The sequence below is a fragment of the Phytopseudomonas argentinensis genome (assembly GCF_900113905.1).
GTDB classification, from domain to species: Bacteria; Pseudomonadota; Gammaproteobacteria; order Pseudomonadales; family Pseudomonadaceae; genus Aquipseudomonas; species Aquipseudomonas argentinensis.
This window is the reverse complement of sequence record NZ_FORC01000003.1, coordinates 1-20502: the sequence shown is the minus strand read 5'-3', so window position 1 is coordinate 20502 and position 20502 is coordinate 1. Positions and strand designations below refer to the sequence as shown.

The window sequence follows — 20502 nt, the reverse complement described above, 5'->3', positions numbered from 1 at the left end:
AACGCGAGCCGATTCGTCCGCCGTCGGCTGCCCCTTGCCAAGCCCCGCCTCAGGCTCCTATCTTCGAGTCAGCATCACCATCAGCTTGTTGAAAAACTGCTGCGTTGAATAGGCTCGGATGCGAGTCCAAGTAAAAAGTCCCCTGCAACGCGTGAATCACGCTTATCGCCTGTTTTTCGCGGCATTGCAGCGGATTTCGACAGCCCGCTCACTTGGGAGAATGCTATGGCCACCGGTTGGGCGCAAGACGGCGCCGTGCAGGAACAGATCGACAGCACCATCGAAGACGCCGTGCAGCGTGCACGCAGTCAACTGCCCAAGGGCGAGAGCCTGACCCACTGCGAAGAATGCGATGCGCCGATTCCCGAGGCGCGGCGGCAGGCGGTCCCAGGCGTGCGGCTGTGCGTCAACTGCCAGGCGCAGGAAGACCGTGAGCAGGCCAAGGCCGGTGGTTTCAACCGGCGTGGCAGCAAGGACAGCCAGCTGCGCTAGGGGCGCAACAGGGTCTTGTAGTAGATGGCGTTAGCCCGGTACTGGCCACCTGGCCCGCAGGCGTAATCGGGCAGGCCGCCGATACAGGTGTAGCCCAAGGCGCGATAGAGGTGTTCGGCCTCGCTGCCGGCTTCGGTGTCCAGATAGAGCAGGCCGCGTTGCAGTTGCTCAGCGTGGGCTTCGAGCTGCTCCATCAGCAGCCGGGCGATACCGCGGCGGCGGGCGCTGCTCAGCACCAGCAGCTTCTGCACTTCACCGCGATTCAAGCCATTGGGCTTCAGGCACAGGCTGAGCTGCACCGAGCCGAGCACCCTTCCATCCTCTTCAGCGACCCAGATCGCCAGGGCACCGCTGGCCAGCGCCCGGTGCACCTCGGCGAAGTAGGCATCGGCCTGCTGGCTGTCGATATCGGCCAGAAACCCTACGGAGGCCCCATCGGCCACGGCGTCAATCAGCAGGCTGATCAAGCCCTGGCGACAGGCGTCGAAATTGGCCGCCTCGAGCTGGCGAATACCAAGGGTCATGGCATGCTGCGCTCAGGCGTGAGGATCAGCTGCATAAAGGTCAGATCCAACCAGCGCCCGAACTTGCAGCCCACCTGAGGCATCTGCCCGGTGATGGCGAAGCCCAAACGCTCGTGCAGGCGTACCGAGGCAGCGTTGCCGCTTTCGATGGCGGCGACCATCACATGCTTGCCGACCTCTCGTGCCCGTTCGATCAGCGCCTGCATCAGCCGCGGGCCAAGGCCCTGGCCGCGGGTATCATGACGCACGTACACGGAGTGCTCGACAGTATTGCAGAAGCCCTCGAAGGGCCGCCAGTCACCGAACGAGGCGTAGCCCAGCACCTGCTGCGCCTCGTCGACCGCCACCAGAATCGGGTAGCCCTGGGCGGCGCGCGCGTCGAACCAGGCCTGGCGGTTGACCAGGTCCACGGGGCGCTCGTTCCAGATCGCCGTGGTATTGAGCACGGCATCGTTGTAGATGGCGAGCAGGGCGGGCAGGTCATCGGTGTTGGCGTCGCGGATAACGGCAGGCATGGTGCGTCTCTTGTCGGATGGGGCCAGCAGGCCGGCCCCGGATCGATCACTTGTCGCGGTCGACAGCGAACGGGCCCCAGGCCTGACGGCTGGGCATGATTTCCAGGCGGTTGATGTTGATATGGGCGGGCAGGGTGGCGACGTAGAAAATCTGCTCGGCAATATCTTCCGCGCTCAACGGCGTGGTGGTGCTGTACAGCGCATCGGAGGCAGCCTGGTTGCCCTTGGTGCGGACCAGGGTGAACTCGGTCTCGGCCATGCCCGGCGCGATGTCGGTGACGCGCACGCCGGTGGACACCAGGTCGCAGCGCAGGTTGAAGCTGAACTGTTTGACGAATGCCTTGCTGGCGCCATACACGTGGCCACCCGGGTACGGCCATTCGCCGGCCACCGAACCGATGTTGATGATGCTGGCGCCCTTGCCGGTTTCCAGCAGCTTGGGCAGCACGGCGTGGGTGACGTTGACCAGGCCGGTGATATTGGTGTCGATCATGGTGTGCCAGTCTTGCAGCGCTACTTTCTGCGCGGCTTCCGGCGCCAGGGCCAGGCCGGCGTTGTTGACCAGCGCGTGGATCTTGTCGAACGGCGCCGGCAGGCTGTCGACCAGGGCTTGCACGGCAGTGGCATCGCGCACGTCGAGGGTGGCGATATGCACAGGCACCTTGCTCTCCAGCTCTACCTTGAGTTCTTCCAGGCGCTCCTGGCGGCGGCCGCTGAGCACCAGGCCCCAACCTGCTTCGGCGAAACGGCGAGCGGTGGCGCGGCCAAAGCCGGAGGTGGCGCCGGTGATGAAAACTACCTGGGTCATGTTCTGCCTCTTGTCTGTCGTCAGTGAGAATCGCTGAGCCGTTATGCGAAGCGGCTGCTGTCGATTGCCGGGGCCGGCTCATCGACGCGGATCATCGCCACCTGGACGCCTGCAGGTTGGCCCGCAGGTGAGGGCTGAGCGGTGGCGGACGGCAAGAATAACCGCGTAAGCGATCACCGCGTAGATACAGCTGCGCTCTTTTGCCGCTCAGATCGCCACCAACCCACGTACCCCATCGGCTTCCATGGTGTCGCCACGGCCCTGCTGAACGATTTCGCCGCGGCTCATCACCAGGTACTGGTCGGCCAGTTCGGCGGCGAAGTCGTAGAACTGCTCGACCAGCAGGATGGCCATGTCGCCACGGGCGGCGAGCTTCCTGATCACCGCGCCGATTTCCTTGATCACCGAGGGCTGGATGCCTTCGGTGGGCTCGTCGAGGATCAGCAGGCGCGGCTGGCTGGCCAGGGCGCGACCAATGGCCAGCTGTTGCTGCTGGCCGCCGGACAGGTCGCCGCCGCGGCGCTGTTTCATTTCCAGCAGCACCGGGAACAATTCGTAAATGAACGGCGGGACTTCCTTGGCCTGGCTGCCGGGAAAGCGGGACAGACCCATCAGCAGGTTCTCTTCCACCGTCAGGCGGCCGAAGATTTCCCGGCCCTGGGGCACATAGGCGATACCGGCGTGCACCCGTTGATGAGGTTTGCAGCCGGTGATGGTCCTGCCTTCCCACTGCACGCTGCCTTCCCTGGCCGGCAGCAGGCCCATCAGGCATTTGAGCAGGGTGGTCTTGCCCACGCCGTTGCGGCCGAGCAGGCAGGTGACTTCGCCGACCTTCACGTCGAACGACAGGCCGCGCAGGATATGGCTGCCGCCGTAGTACTGGTGAAGCTGTTGGACTTGCAGCATGTCGATGTCCTTTGCGTAGGTGGTCGGTGGGCGTAGCTCACGCTCGATCCACCGTGTGATGCCTTGGTGGATGAAAAAAAGCGTCATCCACCCTACGAATCCTTTACCGTCCCAGATAAACCTCGATCACCTTCTCGTTGGCCTGCACGGCGTCGAGCGAACCTTCGGCCAGCACGCGGCCCTGGTGCAGCACGGTGACGTGGTCGGCGATGCTGCCGACGAAGCCCATGTCGTGCTCGACCACCATCAGCGAGTGCTTGCGCGCCAGGGACTTGAACAGCTCGGCGGTGAATTCGGTTTCCGCGTCGGTCATGCCCGCCACCGGCTCGTCGAGCAGCAGCAGTTGCGGGTCCTGCACCAGCAGCATGCCGATCTCCAGGAACTGCTTCTGGCCGTGGGACAGCAGGCCGGCCGGGCGCTGGCGCGAGCCGTCCAGGCGAATGGTGGCCAGCACCTCGTCGATGCGGTCGCGCTGCTCCCCGCTGAGCCTGGCGCGCAGGCTGGCCCACACCGACTTGTCGGTCTTCTGCGCCAGTTCGAGGTTCTCGAACACGCTCAGGGCCTCGAACACCGTCGGCTTCTGGAACTTGCGGCCGATGCCGGCCTGGGCGATCTCGACCTCGCTCATCTGGGTCAGGTCGAAGGTTTCACCGAAAAACGCTACGCCGCTATTGGGCCGGGTCTTGCCGGTGATCACGTCCATCAGGGTGGTCTTGCCGGCACCGTTGGGGCCGATGATGCAGCGCAGCTCGCCAACGCCGATATACAGCGTCAGGTCGGTGAGTGCCTTGAAGCCGTCGAAACTGACGTTGATATCTTCCAGGGTCAGGATGGTGCCGTGGCGCGTGTTCAGGCCACTGCCCGCACTCTGGCCCAGGCCGATGGCATCGCGGCTGCTGCCAGCCGGATCGATCATCGCCTCGGGGATGGGTGCGCTTCTCATGACTTGTCCCCTCGTTTGAGCAGGCCGATGACGCCCTTGGGCAGGAACAGGGTGACCACAATGAACAGCGCGCCGAGGGCGAACAGCCAGTACTCGGGAAAGGCCACGGTGAACCAACTCTTCATGCCGTTGACCAGGCCGGCGCCGAGCAGCGGGCCGATCAACGTGCCGCGCCCGCCGAGGGCCACCCACACGGCGGCTTCGATGGACTGCGTCGGGGCCATTTCGCTGGGGTTGATGATGCCCACCTGGGGCACGTACAGCGCACCGGCCAGGCCACAGAGCACGGCGGACAGCACCCAGATGAACAGCTTGTAGCCGCGCGGATCGTAGCCGCAGAACATCAGGCGGTTCTCGGCGTCGCGCAGGGCGGTCAATACCCGACCGAACTTGCTGCGCGCCAGGCGCCAGCCCAGGTACAGGCTGCCGACCAGCAGCAGCACGGTGAGCGCGAACAGCGTGGCGCGGGTGCCTGCCGCGGTAATCTCGAAGCCGAGGATGCTGCGAAAATTGGTGAAGCCGTTGTTGCCGCCGAAACCGGTCTCGTTGCGAAAGAACAGCAGCATGCCGGCGAAGGTCAGCGCCTGGGTCATGATCGAGAAATACACGCCCTTGATTCGCGAGCGAAAGGCGAAGAAGCCGAACACCAGTGCCAGCAGGCCGGGCGCCAGCACTACCAGGCACAGGGCCCAGAGGAAATTGTCGGTGCCGTACCAGTACCAGGGCAGCTCGCTCCAGGCGAGAAAGCCCATGAACGCCGGCAGACCGTCGCCGGCGGCCTCACGCATCAGGTACATGCCCATGGCGTAGCCGCCCAGGGCGAAGAACAGGCCGTGGCCGAGGGACAACAGGCCGGCGTAGCCCCAGACCAGATCCAGCGCCAGGGCGACGATGCAGTAGCAGAGGATCTTGCCGACCAGGGTCAGGCTGTAGGCGGAAACGTGCAGCGCATGGTCGCCGGGCAGCAGATGCAGCAGCGGCATGGCGGCCAGTACGGCGAGCACCAGCAGGCCGATGGCCAGCGACACCTGCGGGCCGAGCCTGTGGCTGGCGCGGGCCAGCAACGTTTGGTTGGCGGCGTTCATCGGTTAATCCCCTGTAATCCGACCTGTGGGAGCGCGCCATGGGCGCGAACGATGATGGGGAGGCAGTCGCCGGCATGGCCAGCTCCCACGGCGTGGTGGCAGGTCATGATGTTCAATCGATCACCCTCCCTTTCAAGGCGAACAGGCCCTGCGGACGCTTCTGGATAAACAGAATGATCAGCGCGAGGATAAGGATCTTGCCGAGTACGGCGCCGATTTGCGGCTCGAGGATCTTGTTGGCGATACCCAGGCCGAAGGCCGCCATCACGCTGCCGGCCAGTTGGCCGACGCCGCCAAGCACCACCACCAGGAACGAATCGATGATGTAGCTCTGGCCGAGGTCCGGGCCGACGTTGCCGATCTGGCTCAGCGCCACGCCGCCGAGGCCGGCAATGCCAGAGCCAAGGCCGAAGGCCAGCATGTCCACGCGACCGGTTGGCACGCCACAGCAGGCGGCCATATTGCGGTTCTGCGTCACGGCCCTGACGTTGAGGCCCAGGCGAGTCTTGTTGAGCAGCAGCCAGGTGAGCACCACCACGGCCAGGGCGAAGCCGATGATCACGATGCGGTTGTACGGTAGCACCAGGTTGGGCAGCACCTGGATGCCGCCGGACAGCCAGTAGGGGTTGGCCACTTCGACGTTCTGCGCACCGAACAGTACGCGCACCAGCTGGATCAGGATCAGGCTGATGCCCCAGGTAGCCAGCAGGGTTTCCAGCGGGCGGCCATAGAGGTGGCGAATCACCATGCGCTCCAGGGCCATGCCGATCACCGCGGTCACGCCGAAGGCCACCGGCAGGGCGACCAGCGGATACAGTGCCAGGGCGTCGGGTGCGAAGCGCTGGAAGAGGATCTGCACCATGTAGGTGGAGTAGGCGCCGAGCATCAGCATCTCGCCATGGGCCATGTTGATCACCCCGAGCAGGCCGAAGGTGATGGCCAGACCGAGGGCGGCGAGCAGCAGGATCGAGCCCAGGCTCATGCCGCTGAACGCCTGGCCGAGCAGCTCGCCGATCAGCAGCTTGCGCTTGACCTGGGCGAGGCTGGTTTCGGCGGCGGTGCGCACGCCGGCATCACTTTCCACACCGGGCTGCAGCAGGTTTTCCAGGCGGGTGCGAGCCAGCGGCTCACCGGTCTCGCCAAGCAGGCGCACGGCAGCCAGGCGTACCGCCGGGTTGGCGTCGACCAGTTGCAGATTGGCCAGGGCAAGGTTCAGGGCGTCGCGTACGGCGTCGTCGTCTTCCTTGGCTTGCGCCTGGGCGAGCAGCGGCAGTTGCGCCGGCTGGGCGCTCTTCTGCAATTGCCGGGCGGCGCTCAGGCGTACGGCTGCATCATCGGCGAGCAACTGGTGGCTGGCCTGGGCGTTGGCGATCAACCCGCGCAGGCGATTGTTCAGGCGCAGTTTGCGCGGGCTGCCTTGCGGCTCGGCATCGCCGTCGGCGGCGCGGTAGCCATTATCGGTTTCGATAAAGGCGCGCTTGTCGCTGTCGGCGGCCACGAGGCCCTGCTGCAGCGCATCGAGCAGCGGCTGGCGCTCCAGGGTGGGCATGGCGGCCCAGCTCTCCAGCAGTTTGGCTTGCTGCGCCGGGCTGGCGGCGACGAAATCGTCGGCTTCGTTTGCCTGGGCAGCAAACGGCAGCAGGAGCAGCAGGCTCAAGAGAATTCGGGCAAAGGCATAAGGCATTGGCATGTCCTTGGTATCCCGTTGCTGACGGGAGCGGCGGGAGCCGGAGGACATCTGTCCTCCGGCTCCCGCGCTGCGGCTCGGCTCAGTTCGATTTCACCGGGGTGTCGGCTTTCTTGTCGTTGCCTTCGATGTACGGGCTCCACGGCTGGGCGCGGATCGGCCCTTCGGTTTCCCAGACCACCGAAAACTGGCCGTCGTCCTGGACTTCACCGATCATCACCGGCTTGTGCAGGTGATGGTTCTTCTCGTCCATCTTCAGGGTGAAGCCGCTTGGTGCCGCGAACTCCTGGCCGGCCATGGCGGCGCGTACCTTGTCGACGTCGGTGGTACCGGCCTTCTCGACCGCCTGGGCCCACATGTGGATGCCCACGTAGGTGGCTTCCATCGGGTCGTTGGTCACCACGGTGTCGGCGTTCGGCAGCTTCTTGGCCTTGGCGTAGGCCTTCCAGTCGGCGACGAACTTCTCGTTGACCGGGTTCTCCACGGACTGGAAGTAGTTCCAGGCCGCCAGGTGGCCGACCAGCGGCTTGGTGTCGATGCCGCGCAGCTCTTCCTCGCCGACCGAGAAGGCCACCACCGGCACGTCGGTGGCTTCGATGCCCTGGTTGGCCAGCTCCTTGTAGAACGGCACGTTGGAGTCGCCGTTGACGGTAGACACCACCGCGGTCTTGCCGCCGGCGGAGAACTTCTTGATGTTGGCGACGATGGTCTGATAATCGCTGTGGCCGAAAGGCGTGTAAACCTCTTCGATGTCCTTGTCCTGCACGCCCTTGCTGTGCAGGAAGGCGCGCAGGATCTTGTTGGTGGTGCGCGGGTAGACGTAGTCGGTGCCGAGCAGGAAGAAGCGCTTGGCGCCGCCGCCGTCTTCGCTGAGCAGGTATTCCACCGCCGGGATCGCCTGTTGGTTCGGCGCGGCGCCGGTGTAGAACACGTTCGGCGACATTTCCTCGCCTTCGTACTGCACGGGGTAGAACAGCAGGCCGTTGAGTTCCTCGTAGACCGGCAGCACCGATTTACGCGACACGCTGGTCCAGCAGCCGAAGGTCACCGCGACCTTGTCCTGGGTCAGCAACTGGCGGCCACGTTCGGCGAACAGCGGCCAGTTCGATGCCGGGTCGACCACCACCGGCTCGAGCTGCTTGCCGAGCACGCCGCCCTTGGCGTTGATCTCGTCGATGGTCATCAGCGCCATGTCTTTCAGGGAGGTTTCCGAGATGGCCATGGTGCCGGACAGCGAGTGCAGGATGCCGACCTTGATGGTCTCGGCGGCCTGCACTGTCCAGCTCAGGCCCATGGCGACGATGGAAGCGGACAGGGTGAAGGCCTTGATCAGGCTGCGACGTTGCATAGTTCGATCTCCATTAACAAACGAGTTATGTGTTGTTGGCAGTGGATCAAGGGGCATCACGTCAGCCCTGCGCCTGCACGGCGCGCTCGCGAGCGCTGTGCAGCATGTGCAGGGTGATCTTGCGCACTTCCGCCTTGCTGACCTCTATGTGGGCCTTGAGCAACAGCTGTGCCTCTTCGCAGCGGCGCGACAGGATCGCGCCGAGAATCCGTGCGTGTTCGTCGTAGGTGGCTTCCACCCGCGGCGTCTGGGTGAAATCCAGGCGCCGGATGATGCGGATCTTTTCGCTGACCTCGCCGTGCAGGCGAGCCATCTCGCGGTTGCCGGTGGCCTCCACCAGTTGGCAGTGGAAGCGCTCGTCGAGCCGGGAAACTTCGCGGCCGTCTTCCAGGCGCTGTTCGGGCGCCACCATCCAGATGCGTTTCAGCTCGCTCAGCAGGGCGGGTGTTTCCTCCGTCTCGCGGTCGCACAGGCGCCTGACCGCCGCCTGTTCGAGGACGATGCGCACGTCGTAGAGCTCCTCGAAGTGGGCGAAGTCGAACGGCTTGACCTGCCAGCCGCTGCGGAAATACACCTCCAGGTAACCCTCGCGCTCCAGGCGATAGAGGGCCTGGCGCACCGGCGTACGGCTGGCCGCCATGCGCTCGGCGACTTCGCCTTCGCTGAAGCGATCACCGGGCAGCAGGCGAAACTCGAAGATGTCGTCCTTGAGCTGGCCGTAGATGCGCTCGGCGAGGTTCTCCGGGCGCTCCTTGCCGCGCCTGATCGGATCGACCAGTTGCATCTCAGGCGGCCTCGCCAGGTTCGAGCACCAGCAGTGCGTCACCCGGGGTGACCGCCTTGCCCGGCTGGCAACGCACGGCCTTGACCGTGCCGGCCAGGGGCGCGAGCACGGCCAGCTCCATTTTCATCGCCTCGACCACCAGCAGCGTGGCACCGGCCTCGACGTACTGGCCGGGCTCGACCAGTACCTTCCAGACGCTGCCGCACATGTCCGCGCTGACCAGATGACCATCGATTGCTTCGTCGTCCTCCAGGCTGGCAGCTGGCGCGGCGTGGCTATCGGCATCGTCGTCGCGCCACAGCTGCACTTCGGCATCGAAGGCCTGTTTCTGCTGGCGCTGGAAGTCGCTGATGCTCGCCGCGTTGTCGGCCAGGAAGCCCTGGTACTCGGCGAAATCGAAGGTGCTCTGCTCGATCCTTATCTGCGCGCGGCCTTCACGGAACGCCTCGCGGAAGTCGTCCAGCTCGGCCTCGCTGACCGGGTAGAAACGCACCTGGTCGAAGAAGTGCAGCAGCCACGGCTGGCCGCCCTCGAACTGGGCGTTCTTCACGAACTTGTTCCAGATCGGCAGGGTGCGGCCGACCAGCTGGTAGCCGCCGGGCGAGTCCATGCCGTAGATGCACATGTACATGCCACCGATGCCCACGGTGCCTTCGGCGGTGTAGGTGCGCGCCGGGTTGTACTTGGAGCTGAGCAGGCGGTGGCGCGGGTCGAGCGGCACGGCGCAGGGGGCGTCGAGGTAGACGTCGCCGAGGCCGAGAATCAGGTAGCTGGCGTCGAACAGGATGTCGCGCACTTCCTCGCGGGTGGCCAGGCCATTGGCGCGCTGGATGAAGTCGACGTTGTTCGGCAGCCACGGCGCCTGGCTGCGCACCGTCTCGCTGTAGCGGGTGACGGCGGCCAGGGTGGCGCTGTCCTCGAAGGCCATTGGCAGGTGGACGATGCGGGTCGGCACCTTGAGGTCTGCCACGTCGCCCAGGTTGGACTCCAGGCCCAGCAGGTGGTCGAGCAGCGCCTGCTGGTGCAGCACGCGGCTGTCATAACGCAGTTGCAGGGAGCGCACGCCGGGCGCCAGTTCTTCCAGGCCGGCGAGCGGCTGGGCCTTGAGTGCTTCCATCAACAGGTGCACGCGCAGGCGCAGCGCCAGGTCGAGCACGTTGTCGCCGTATTCGAGCAGGATGTAGGCATCGCCCGCCTGCCGGTACACGGCGCGCGGGCGGCTGCCGTCGGCCGGCAGTTCGGCGAGGATGGTGGCCGATACGGTGTCGACCGGCTGCAGGCTCGGCGCCGGTAGTTGCGCGGCGCTGATCGCGCTCAGGCTTTCCAGGCTGGCCAGTTGCGCCTGCTCCAGCGCCTGGGCCTGTTCGAAGCTGATCGGGTGAAAGCGCAGGGTGTCACCCGGCTTGACCTGGCCGACCTTCCACAGCTCGGCCTTGGCGATGGTCACCGGGCAGACGAAACCGCCGAGGCTGGGGCCGTCCTTGGTGAGGATCACCGGGAAGTCGCCGGTGAAGTTGATGGCGCCGATGGCGTATTCGCAGTCATGCACGTTGGACGGATGCAGGCCGGCCTCGCCGCCGTCGGCGCGGGTCCAGCTCGGCTTCGGCCCGGACAGGCGCACGCCCAGGCGGTTGGAGTTGTAGTGCACCTGCCAGTCGGCGGCGAAGAACTGTTCGATGGCCTCCGGGGTGAAAAAGTCCGGCGCGCCATGGGGCCCGTAGAGCACGCCGATGTTCCAGGTGGTGCCGTAGGCGGGAATCAGGCTGTCGGCCAGCGCTTGCGGCTCGCTGACCGGTGCCGGCGTGGTGCAGGCCGGCAGCCCTGGTTGGGAGATGGCCAGCATGTCCGCGGCGCGCAGGGTGCGCCCGGCATGGCCTCCGAACTGGCCGAGGGCGAAGGTCGAGCGGCTGCCCAGGTACACCGGCACGTCGAAGCCACCGCGCACCGCCAGGTAGGTGCGGCAGCCACTTTGCGCGCGGCCGAGCTTGAGCACCTGGCCGGCCTTGATGGCAATCGGCGCCCAGTAGGGCACCGTTTCGCCATCCAGTTCGGCCGGACAGTCAGCTCCGGCGAGGGCGATCAGCGCGTCGCTGTGAAAGCGCAGGCTCGGGCCCTGCAGGGTGAATTCCAATCCGGCGGCGCTCTCGTGGTTGCCGACGATGCGGTTGGCCAGGCGGAAGGCGTAATCGTCCATAGGGCCGGACGGCGGCACGCCGATGTCCCAGTAGCCGAGGCGGCCCGGGAAATCCTGCACGCTGCTGTAGGTGCCGGGCTCCAGCACTTCGACTACCTGGGCCGCGTAGCTGAAGGTGTCGAGCAGGCGCGTCCAGATCTGCGCACTGTGGAAGCGCGGTTCGGCCACCACCTGGCGCAGGTAGTCGAGGTTGCTGGCGATGCCGTGCAGGCGGGTTTCGCCCAGGGCTTTGTGCAACTTGGCGATGGCCTCATCGCGGCTTGGCGCGTGGACGATCAGCTTGGCGATCATCGGGTCATAGAACGCGGAGACCTCGCTGCCGCTGCTGACCCAGCCATCGACACGTACGTCATCCGGGAAATGCACGTCGGTAAGCACGCCCGGGCTGGGCTGGAAGTTCTTCAGCGGGTCTTCGGCATAGATGCGCACTTCGATGGCGGCGCCTTGCGGGGCGCGGTTGAGGGCCGCCCAATCGAGCTCGTCGCCGGCGGCCACGCGCAGCATGCACTCGATCAGGTCCAGGCCGGTGACCATCTCGGTGACCGGGTGCTCGACCTGCAGGCGGGTGTTCACCTCGAGAAAGTAGAAATCGTCGCGGGCGGCGTCGTAGATGAACTCCACGGTGCCGGCGCTGCGGTAGCTCACCGACTCGCCGAGCTGAATGGCCGCCGCGTGCAGGCGTTCGCGGGTGGCCTGGGGCAGGTTCGGCGCCGGGGTTTCCTCGACCACTTTCTGGTTGCGCCGCTGCAGCGAACAGTCGCGCTCGCCGAGGGCGGCCACGCGACCTTTGCCGTCGCCGAAGATCTGCACTTCGACGTGTCGTGCCTGGTCGACGAAACGCTCGATGAAAACGCCGGCGTCACTGAAGAACTGCTCGCCCATGCGCTTGACGCTGTCGTAGGCGCTGGCCAGGGCCACGGCATCGGCGCAGCGGGTCAGGCCGATACCGCCGCCACCGGCGGTGGTCTTGAGCATGATCGGGTAGCCGATGCCTTCGGCGGCAGCCAGGGCGTCGTCGAGGCTGTGCAGCAGGCCGGTGCCGGGCGCCATTGGCACCTGGGCCTCGGCGGCCAGTTCACGGGCGCGGTGCTTGAGGCCGAATTCGCGGATCTGAGCGGGCGTCGGGCCGACGAAGGCGATGCCGGCGCTCTCGCACGCCTCGGCGAACTCGGCGCTCTCCGACAGGAAACCGTAACCGGGATAGATCGCCTGGGCGCCGGTTTCTCGGGCGGCGGCGAGAATCTTGTCGATACGCAGGTAGCTGTCGGCGGCCTTGTCGCCGCCCAGGGCCACGGCCACGTCGGCATCACGCACGTGCTGGGCATTGTGGTCGGCATCGGAATACACCGCCACGCTCTTCACACCCAGGCGCTTGAGGGTTCGGATGGCGCGGACGGCGATCTCGCCACGGTTGGCGATCAGTACGGTATGGAACATGGGTTGCTTCTCCAGGCAAATTCGGCGGCAGGTCTTTGGTCGCGCCCTCTCCTTTGCTGGAGAGGGCGCTGCTCACTTCTTGGTGCTGGCGATAAAGGCGCGCCAACCGCCGAAGCTGGTGATGTCGCGGGCGTCACTCAGGGCCCAGGGCTCGCAGATAAAGCCCTTCACGCTGCGCCCGTCGGCCAGGGTCAGGTTGCCGATGCCCAGCGGTGCGGGGATCTCGGCGACGAACTCGCCAAAGCGCGCCAGGGGGATGTCCCACAGCTCGACGATGATCGAGGTACCGTCGCTGCTGCGCGCCAGGCCCGGTTTCGGCGGTACGGTGCCGGCCAGGGCATAGAGGCGGTAGTGCGGCGAGGTCAGGGTCTGCTCGACCAGCACCGCGTCGCGGGTGGTCAGCTGGAAGTTCAGCGGCATGCCGGTCAGGTGCGCGCCCACCACCGCGACCCGTACGCTGCCAGCCGGTATTGCCGTGGCAGCGGTTTGCGGCGGCAGGGCACGGCCGGTGGCGCCCAGTGGCAGCTCCAGGCTGGCCTGCCAGCGATTGCCGAAGGCCGCCAGGGCGCGGTCGTGCCAGGCCGGGGCGAGCAGGGTGATGCCGGCGGGCAGGCCGTCGCCGCGCAGGCCGGCCGGCAGTGCCAGGGCGGAAAGGTCGGCGAGGTTGGTGAAGTTGGTGTAGGTGCCGAACTGGCTGTTGAACAGCACCGGCTCCTGCTGCATTTCGGCGAGGCTGCGAATGGTCGGCGAAGTCGGCACCACCAGCGCATCGAAGCCGGTCAGCGCGTCGTTGATGGTGCGACTCAGTTCGGCGCGCAGGTACTCGGCCTTGTAGGCGTCGCAGGCGCTGTACCGGTGGCCGTTCTCGACGATGCCGCGTACCACCGGGTCGATATGTGCCGGGTCGACACCTTCTACCGCAACCGTGCGCTCGGCGACCCAGGGGCCGTAATAGAGCTGTTCGGCCAGTTGACGGAACGGGCTGAAGTCGATGGTCTTGAGCGTCACGCCAAGGCTTTTCAGCTGCTCCAGCGCCTGCTCGAACACGGCCTGGGTCAGGGTGTCGCCAAAGAACTCCAGGCTGTCCGGCACGGCGAAGCTCGGTGCGGCTTTCATGCCGACCGGCGCGCTGTTGGGGTTTTGCCTTGAGTAGGCATCGGCGGCGTCGTAGCCACCGGCGATGCCGGCCACGGTTTCGGCGTCGCCCACCGTCAGGGCGAAGATCGAAATGCAGTCGACGGTGCGGCACGCCGGCACCAGGCCGGTGTTGGGCAGCCAGCCCTTGGTCGGCTTGAGCCCGACGATATTGTTGAAGCCTGCCGGTACGCGGCCCGAGCCGGCGGTGTCGGTGCCCAGGGAGAACGGCACCAGGCCGCGGGCCACCACGCTGGCCGAACCGGAGCTGGAGCCGCCGCTGACGTAATCGGCATTGAAGCTGTTGACCACCGCGCCATGGGGCGAGCGGGTGCCGACCAGGCCGGTGGCGAACTGATCGAGGTTGGTCTTGCCGATCAGGATAGCCCCGGCAGCGCGCAGGCGAGCGACCACTGTGGCGTCGGTTTCGGCCGCGTAGGCGAATTCCGGGCAGGCGGCCGTAGTGGCCCAGCCGGCAGCGTCGATATTGTCCTTGATGGCGAAGGGCACGCCGTAGAGTGGCAGCTTGCTCTGCTGGCCTTCGGCCTGGTCGAGCAGCGCCTGCAGGTCGCCTAACTGCGCGTCGAGCTGCGCGGCGCTGGCGAGGCTGATCCAGGCGTTGTCGGCCGTATCGAGCGACGCAAGCAGACCATGCAGCAACTCGGCGGGTTGGGCGGCGTCACGGTAAGCCTGTTGCCAGTCGGCGAGGGTGAAGGCGAGGGAGGCGTGGGACATGCGCTGAGATTCCATCTTGTATCCAAGTTGAAATCACTAGAGCAATAGCGGTGCCAGTTTTTAACTTATTGATTTATATGAGTTTTATATTTCTATTGTGAGGTTTTGGCTTGTTTTCGCACCGCGGCGGGGCGCAGGCGAGGCCTTTTGGTGCGGTGTGGTGCTCGGGCAGGAGTAAGGCAAGAAGCAGCCATTCGTAGGGTGGATCGGGGCGCGTAGCTGACGCTTCACCCATCACCGGCTTGCAATCACGATGGTGGACAAAAAGAGCGTTGTCCACCCTACATCTGGGGCAGGAGTAAGGAGAAATCGGACATACAGCGACCTCGTGGGAGGGGCTTTAGCCGCGAGCTCTTTAAGCCTAGTCAGGCACAATCGAGGCTGAAGCCTCTCCTACAAAAGCACTGCTAACCGCCCGCTTCTGCCTTTCAGTAACCACTGTTCTATCTACAGCCCGTTCAGCAAATCCCGGTAATCCCGCACCGCCGCGAACTCCTCGGTATCCTTCACGCCCTTGCGGCTGTCCGGCTCGTACACCGCCAGCAGGTGTTTCACGCCAAAGCGCCCGGCGCTGCGCAGGATCGGCAGGTTGTCGTCGATAAACAGGCTGCGCGCCGGGTCGAAGGCCAGGTCCTGCTGCAGGGCCGACCAGAACTGCTGGTCTTCCTTGGGGAAGCCATAGTCGTGGGAACTGATCATGCGGTCGAAGTAGGGCGCCAGTTCGATGCGCTCCAGCTTCAGCGACAGCGAGTCGCGGTGGGCGTTGGTGATCATCACCACCTGTTTGCCGGCCTGGCGGATGGCCGCGAGAAAGGTGTCGGCGTCCGGGCGCAGGGCGATCAGCTCGGCGACTTCGCGCTTGAGGTCCTTGATCGACAGTTTCAGCTCGCGGCTCCAGAAATCCGTGCAATACCAGTTCAGCTGGCCGGCATGCTCGGTGAACAGTGGCTGCAGCTCGGCATCGGCCAGGGCGCGGCTCACGCCATGCTGTTCGGCGTAGCGCTGCGGCAGGTGCTCGAGCCAGAAGTGGTTGTCGAAGTGCAGGTCCAGCAGGGTGCCGTCCATGTCCAGCAAAACGGTGTCGATATCGGACCAGGGCAGGTTCATGGTGGCTAACTCTCTAAACGGTAAATGGCTGCAAGGTGCCCGCAGGTCGTCAAATGCTACGCCGGGGGCGCAGACAATCGGGGCAGGCGCGGTATGATAACCGTTCCGGTCAGCCCAGCAGCAGGACTCACCCATGCGTCAGAAGCCCACCGTCATCGCCCGAGAAATCGTCGCCAGTAGCCGCCTGTTCCGCGTCGAGGAAGTGCAATTGCGCTTCAGCAACGGCGCCGAACGCACCTATGAGCGGCTGGTCGGCCGCGGCACCGGCCATGGTGCGGTGATGATCGTGGCCATGGCCGACGATGAGCATGTATTGCTCGTCGAGGAATATTGCGGCGGCACCGGCGAGTACGAGATATCCCTGCCCAAGGGGCTGATCGAGCCCGATGAAGACGTGCTCGATGCGGCCAACCGCGAGCTGCAGGAGGAGGCCGGTTTCGGCGCGCGCAAGCTGGAGCACCTCACCGAGCTGAGTCTGTCGCCGGGCTATATGAGCCAGAAGATTCAGGTGGTGTTGGCCCGCGATCTGTACCCGCAAACCCTGCCCGGCGATGAGCCGGAGCCTTTGCGGGTCGACAAGGTCAGCCTGCGCGAACTGTCCGCATTGATCCAGCATCCGCAGTTCAGCGAGGGCCGCGCCCTGGCGGCCCTGTACCTGGTGCGCGACCTGCTGGAGCAGCGCGGGGAGCTGAGCCGATGAATCATCCGTTGCTGCCTGGCGTGCTGAAGTTGGTGCAGCGCGCCGGCGAGGCCATTCTGCCGTTCTGGCGCCAGGGCGTGGAGGTGGTCGAGAAAGCCGATGCCTCGCCGGTTACCGCTGCCGATCTGGCCGCGCACCGTATCCTGGCGGAGGGTCTGCTGGCGCTGGATGCGAGCATTCCCGTGCTGTCAGAGGAAGACGCCGATATCGCCCTGAGCGAGCGCGCCGGCTGGCCGCGCTGGTGGCTGGTCGACCCGCTGGATGGCACCAAGGAGTTCATCGCCGACAGTGAAGAGTTCACCGTCAACGTGGCGTTGATCGAGCACGGCGAGGTGGTGTTCGGCGTGGTCGGCATTCCGGCCACGGGCGTGATCTATCACGGCGGCCGCGCGTTCGGCGCTTGGCGTATCGAGCCGGGTAAGCAGCAGGCGATCAGCATGCGCGAAGCGCCAGCTACTGGCCTGACGGTGGTCGCCAGCCGTCGCCATGGCAGCGCCCTGCAGGAGCAGTTGCTGGCCGCGCTGGTGGCCCGTTTCGGTGATATCGAGCGGGTCAGTGTCGGCAGCTCGCTGAAGTTCTGCCAGCTGGCCGAAGGCAGCGCCGACTTCTACCCGCGTCTGGCGCCTACGTCGCAGTGGGACACCGCGGCGGCGCAGGGCGTGCTGGAGGGCGCGGGTGGTGTAGTGCTGACGCTGCAGGGCGAGCCGCTGCGCTATGAAGCCCGCGAGTCGCTGCTCAACCCGTTCTTCCTGGCGTTGCCGGCGGATGCCGAGTGGCGTGGGCTGATCGTGGACGAGGCAAAGGCGCTGGGTTGATAAGCAGCTAAAGGCTATTTAAAAACGTAGCCGAGGCAGCTAGCGCAAGGGCTAGGCGCCCCCACAAAAACAGGCGAGGAAGCGGCCGGGGTCGCGAGCGACTGTACTGTTGTACATGAGCATGACTCGCTTCGCTCGCCCTTCGGGCCGCGCTAAAGCGCGTTAGCCGCAAGCGGCTTTCCGACTGGGCTGGCAATCCAGCCTGTTTTTAACGCAGCGATAGCAACGCAGGTAGTTTTTAAAAAGCCTTTCAGTCCAGCATGTCGCTGTAGCGATCATCCTGTTTATAGACGAGCGGCTGGGCGAAGCCCGGCACCTTGATCTGCGCGTCGTCGATGGCGATCTCGGTATCGTCGATCAGGTCGTTGCCGAAGTTGTAGATGATCTCCAGTTGCCCCTTGGTCGCCTGCTCGTCGTAGGCCTGGGCGGTGGCGCGGGTCTGTTCGCGGCGCTGCTGATAGGCGCCGAATGCGGCCTCGCCATGACGCTTGCGCAGCATGCGCTCGACCACGTGGGGAGCGAGCACCACGGCGCTGGCGTTGTTGCCGCCAAAACCCTTGGAGTTGATGAAGCACACGTCCATGCGCTGGTCGTGGCGGTCGGCGTTGCTGATGCTCAGGTGCTGCTGGTGCACGTCCGGCGCAACTTCATCGATGGTCTTGATGCCAGGGATGATGCCGTACTTGAAGGTGCCCAGGGCGGAGATCACCTGGTCGCCGCTGGCGGTGGCCAGGGAGTGGCCGACGAAGGCTTTCACCGCCGCTACCGGCCAGCTGTCGATGGCGAAGGCGGCGGCAACGCGGTCCAGCAGTTCGGATTCGGTAACCCGGTTGGCCGGGGTGCTGGAGCCGTGGGCATGCACGAAGCTGCGCTGGCGCACGGCGTCGATACCCACCAGCTGGGCAGCGGCGGCGACGGCCTTGGCGACGGTGAGGTAGTTGCCCGGGCCGGGCGCGGAAATGGATTTCTTGAAGCCGTCGGCATTGATGAACACGTCGGTGGCGGCACCGTGGATGTCGGCACCCAGCTGCAGGGCCAGCTCGTCGTCCATCAGCACGATGAACTGGCAGGCTTCGGACAGGGTGAAGCCACAGTTTTCGCCGAACGGGCGGCTGGCGCGGCGGAAATCGACATCGTCTTTTCCTTCGATCAGGCGCAGGCCGTCTTCGGTGGCCAGGGCGCCCATGGCGCCATAGCCCTCGATGCACTCGGCGTTGATCGGCGCTTCGCTGTTGCCGACGATCACCACGCGGGCCTTGCCAGCGTTGATCTGCTCGATGCCTTTCTGCAGGTTGTACAGGAAGGTCGCACAGGCGCCGGTGACGCTGCCGGTGGTGCCGACGCTGCCCAGCACGTAGGCGTTGATGAAGTCGGCGGGCATGGTGTTCAGGCCCAGGGCCAACTGCTTGGAGCTGACGCGGTGGCCCTTGAGGCGCGACTGCATCAGGCCGCCGAAACCGTTCTCGTCGAGCTGGCTCATGATGCTGCCGGCGAACACGGCGATCTCGTCAGGCGCCACATGGTCGACGATGGTCTGCCATGGCACGCCCGTGGCGCGCAGTGCATCGGTCACGCCAACCACGGCCATCTGCAGGCCGCGTGGGTGAAAACGCGAGTTGTACAGCTCGCCGGGTTCGAAACCGGTCGGCAGTTGGCCGGCGGATTTCACCGGTAGCGCGCGGTAGCTGTCGACCTTGAACTCACAATTGTCATGCAGGGTGACGCGCACGTCGTTGCCGTTCAGCTCCTCGACCGTCCAGTTGGCCGGCAGTGGCTCGGGCAGTTGCTTGCGGCTGCTGACGAAGGTCAGGCTACCGTTCTCGCCACCCACAGCGATGCTCTTGTGCCAGTGGGCGGCGTCGGGGTCGAGGTGCTGTTTCTCGATGCGGCGTACCAGCGTGGAGGCCAGTACCTGCTCGGCATAACGGCTGGCGATTTGTGCCGGCGAAAGCGCTTCACCGTCGTGGCTCTGATAGGCGCCGTCGACCACTCTCACCAGTTTGGTCATCACGGCCAGGCCGACCAGCGTTTCGCAACGTGCCTGCTCGTCCAGCGATTCGATCACCGTACGGCGGAAACCGTGGTGGAAGGAGCTGCGGCCAGCGGCGTTGTAGCCACCAAAACCGACGATCACAGGCAAACGAGACTTCACGCGGACACTCCTTAAACTATTTAGATCGGCACGCAGGTCGAGTGCGTACCGGGTCAGCGGATCGAGGCGCGGCGCGCTCTCCTGTCGAAAGGAGGCGCCATGATGACTTTTCAGGTGCCTATGCTGACGCGATCCATGACCCACAAGTCACGACTGGATACAAGGTTACCCGTTATCGACGTTCGCGGCACGGCCCTGATGAGGGGCGGCAGTGCGCCAGTGGGCAGAAATGCAGAAACCCGGCACTGGGCCGGGTTTCTGGGTCACGGGATGAACTTCAAGACAAGCCGCTTACATACCCAGCCAGTTCGGCAGCCCCAGGGAAATGAACGGCACGTAGGTCACCAGGATCAGGAACGCCAGCATCACCAAGAGCCACGGCGACACGGCGCGTACCGTGCGGGTCAGCGGCATGCCGGTGACCGCCGAGGTGACGAACAGGTTGAGCCCGGTCGGCGGGGTGATCAGGCCGATCTCCATGTTCACCACCATGATGATGCCCAGGTGGATCGGGTCGATGCCCAGTTGCATGGCGATGGGGAACAGGATCGGCGCCAGGATCAGGATGATCGCCGACGGCTCCATGAAGGTGCCGGCGACCAGCAGCACGATGTTCACCACGATCAGGAACTCGATGGGCGAAAAGCCCTGGTCGACGACCCAGGCGGTGATCGACTGCGGGATCTGCTCGGTGGTCAGCACGTGGGCGAACAGCATGGCGTTGGCGATGATGAACATCAGCACCACGCTCAGCTTGCCGGCCTCGATGAACACCTTCGGGCACTCGCGGACGGTCATGTCCTTGTAGATGAAGATCGCCACGAACGCCGCGTACACCGCGGCCACCGCAGCGGCCTCGGTCGGCGTGAACATGCCCGAGTAGATACCGCCGAGAATGATCACGATCAGCGCCAGGCCCCAGCCGGCCTTGCGCCCGGCGGTGAGGATCTCGGCCATCGAGGCACGCGGCAGCGACGGCATGTTCTTCACCCGGGCGATGATGTAGATGGTGATCATCAGGAACACGCCCAGCAGCAGCCCCGGCACCACGCCGGCCATGAACAGCTTGCCTACCGAGGTTTCGGTCGCGGTGGCGTAGACCACCATGACGATCGACGGCGGAATCAGGATGCCCA

The 20502-nt window shown here is 65.3% G+C and carries 17 protein-coding genes; 3 read left to right on the top strand and 14 right to left on the bottom strand.

What is annotated here, in order from left to right:
* Window positions 1–225 precede the first annotated feature (225 nt).
* The gene (locus BM154_RS14605) at window positions 226–492 is read left to right on the top strand and encodes a DksA/TraR family C4-type zinc finger protein (protein WP_074885441.1); all 267 of its coding nucleotides are present in this window, start codon (window positions 226–228) and stop codon (window positions 490–492) included.
* Here the strand turns inward: BM154_RS14605 and BM154_RS14600 are convergent.
* From BM154_RS14600 to yrfG, 12 genes are all read right to left on the bottom strand, one after another.
* The gene (locus BM154_RS14600; RefSeq protein ID WP_074885438.1) at window positions 489–1016 is read right to left on the bottom strand and encodes a GNAT family N-acetyltransferase; all 528 of its coding nucleotides are present in this window, start codon (window positions 1014–1016) and stop codon (window positions 489–491) included. The genes BM154_RS14605 and BM154_RS14600 overlap by 4 nt on opposite strands.
* Window positions 1013–1531, bottom strand: coding sequence for a GNAT family N-acetyltransferase (locus BM154_RS14595; RefSeq protein WP_074885434.1), 519 nt, complete (start codon window positions 1529–1531; stop codon window positions 1013–1015). Before BM154_RS14595 ends, BM154_RS14600 begins: the two co-directional genes overlap by 4 nt.
* Window positions 1532–1577: 46 nt before the next feature.
* Window positions 1578–2339 (bottom strand): SDR family NAD(P)-dependent oxidoreductase, encoded by a 762-nt coding sequence (locus BM154_RS14590; RefSeq protein WP_074885431.1) that lies wholly within the window; start codon window positions 2337–2339, stop codon window positions 1578–1580.
* Window positions 2340–2546: 207 nt separating this feature from the next.
* Window positions 2547–3245, bottom strand: a complete 699-nt coding sequence (urtE, locus tag BM154_RS14585; protein ID WP_074887081.1) for an urea ABC transporter ATP-binding subunit UrtE — start codon at window positions 3243–3245, stop codon at window positions 2547–2549.
* Between the two features lie 103 nt (window positions 3246–3348).
* A complete protein-coding gene (gene urtD, locus BM154_RS14580; RefSeq protein ID WP_074885428.1) occupies window positions 3349–4188 on the bottom strand; it encodes an urea ABC transporter ATP-binding protein UrtD in 840 nt (279 codons plus the stop codon).
* The gene (urtC, locus tag BM154_RS14575; RefSeq protein WP_074885425.1) at window positions 4185–5273 is read right to left on the bottom strand and encodes an urea ABC transporter permease subunit UrtC; all 1089 of its coding nucleotides are present in this window, start codon (window positions 5271–5273) and stop codon (window positions 4185–4187) included. The genes urtD and urtC overlap by 4 nt, the downstream gene beginning before the upstream one ends.
* 112 nt (window positions 5274–5385) lie before the next feature.
* A complete protein-coding gene (gene urtB, locus BM154_RS14570; protein ID WP_074885422.1) occupies window positions 5386–6957 on the bottom strand; it encodes an urea ABC transporter permease subunit UrtB in 1572 nt (523 codons plus the stop codon).
* A gap of 85 nt (window positions 6958–7042) precedes the next feature.
* Complete coding sequence (urtA, locus tag BM154_RS14565) at window positions 7043–8308, bottom strand: urea ABC transporter substrate-binding protein (protein ID WP_074885419.1); 1266 nt, start codon at window positions 8306–8308, stop codon at window positions 7043–7045.
* Between the two features lie 61 nt (window positions 8309–8369).
* Window positions 8370–9092: a GntR family transcriptional regulator gene (locus tag BM154_RS14560; protein ID WP_074885415.1), complete on the bottom strand. Its 723-nt coding sequence runs from the start codon at window positions 9090–9092 to the stop codon at window positions 8370–8372.
* Between the two features lies 1 nt (window position 9093).
* Window positions 9094–12723, bottom strand: a complete 3630-nt coding sequence (gene uca / locus BM154_RS14555) for an urea carboxylase (RefSeq protein ID WP_074885412.1) — start codon at window positions 12721–12723, stop codon at window positions 9094–9096.
* A 72-nt stretch (window positions 12724–12795) separates the two neighbouring features.
* On the bottom strand, window positions 12796–14592 hold the full coding sequence (gene atzF, locus BM154_RS14550) for an allophanate hydrolase (RefSeq protein ID WP_208609451.1): 1797 nt from the start codon (window positions 14590–14592) through the stop codon (window positions 12796–12798).
* A 447-nt stretch (window positions 14593–15039) separates the two neighbouring features.
* Window positions 15040–15699 (bottom strand): GMP/IMP nucleotidase, encoded by a 660-nt coding sequence (gene yrfG / locus BM154_RS14545; protein WP_074885407.1) that lies wholly within the window; start codon window positions 15697–15699, stop codon window positions 15040–15042.
* A gap of 133 nt (window positions 15700–15832) precedes the next feature.
* Between yrfG and nudE the strand changes: the two genes are divergently transcribed.
* Window positions 15833–16399, top strand: coding sequence for an ADP compounds hydrolase NudE (gene nudE / locus BM154_RS14540; protein WP_074885402.1), 567 nt, complete (start codon window positions 15833–15835; stop codon window positions 16397–16399).
* Window positions 16396–17214 (top strand): 3'(2'),5'-bisphosphate nucleotidase CysQ, encoded by an 819-nt coding sequence (gene cysQ, locus BM154_RS14535; protein ID WP_074885401.1) that lies wholly within the window; start codon window positions 16396–16398, stop codon window positions 17212–17214. Before nudE ends, cysQ begins: the two co-directional genes overlap by 4 nt.
* 250 nt (window positions 17215–17464) lie before the next feature.
* Here the strand turns inward: cysQ and BM154_RS14530 are convergent, their stop codons facing one another.
* Both BM154_RS14530 and BM154_RS14525 read right to left on the bottom strand, forming a co-directional pair.
* The gene (locus BM154_RS14530) at window positions 17465–19366 is read right to left on the bottom strand and encodes a beta-ketoacyl synthase (RefSeq protein ID WP_074885398.1); all 1902 of its coding nucleotides are present in this window, start codon (window positions 19364–19366) and stop codon (window positions 17465–17467) included.
* A 291-nt stretch (window positions 19367–19657) separates the two neighbouring features.
* Window positions 19658–20502, bottom strand: an 845-nt coding sequence (locus BM154_RS14525; RefSeq protein WP_074885395.1) for a TRAP transporter large permease, incomplete at its 5' end; no start/stop codon positions are given.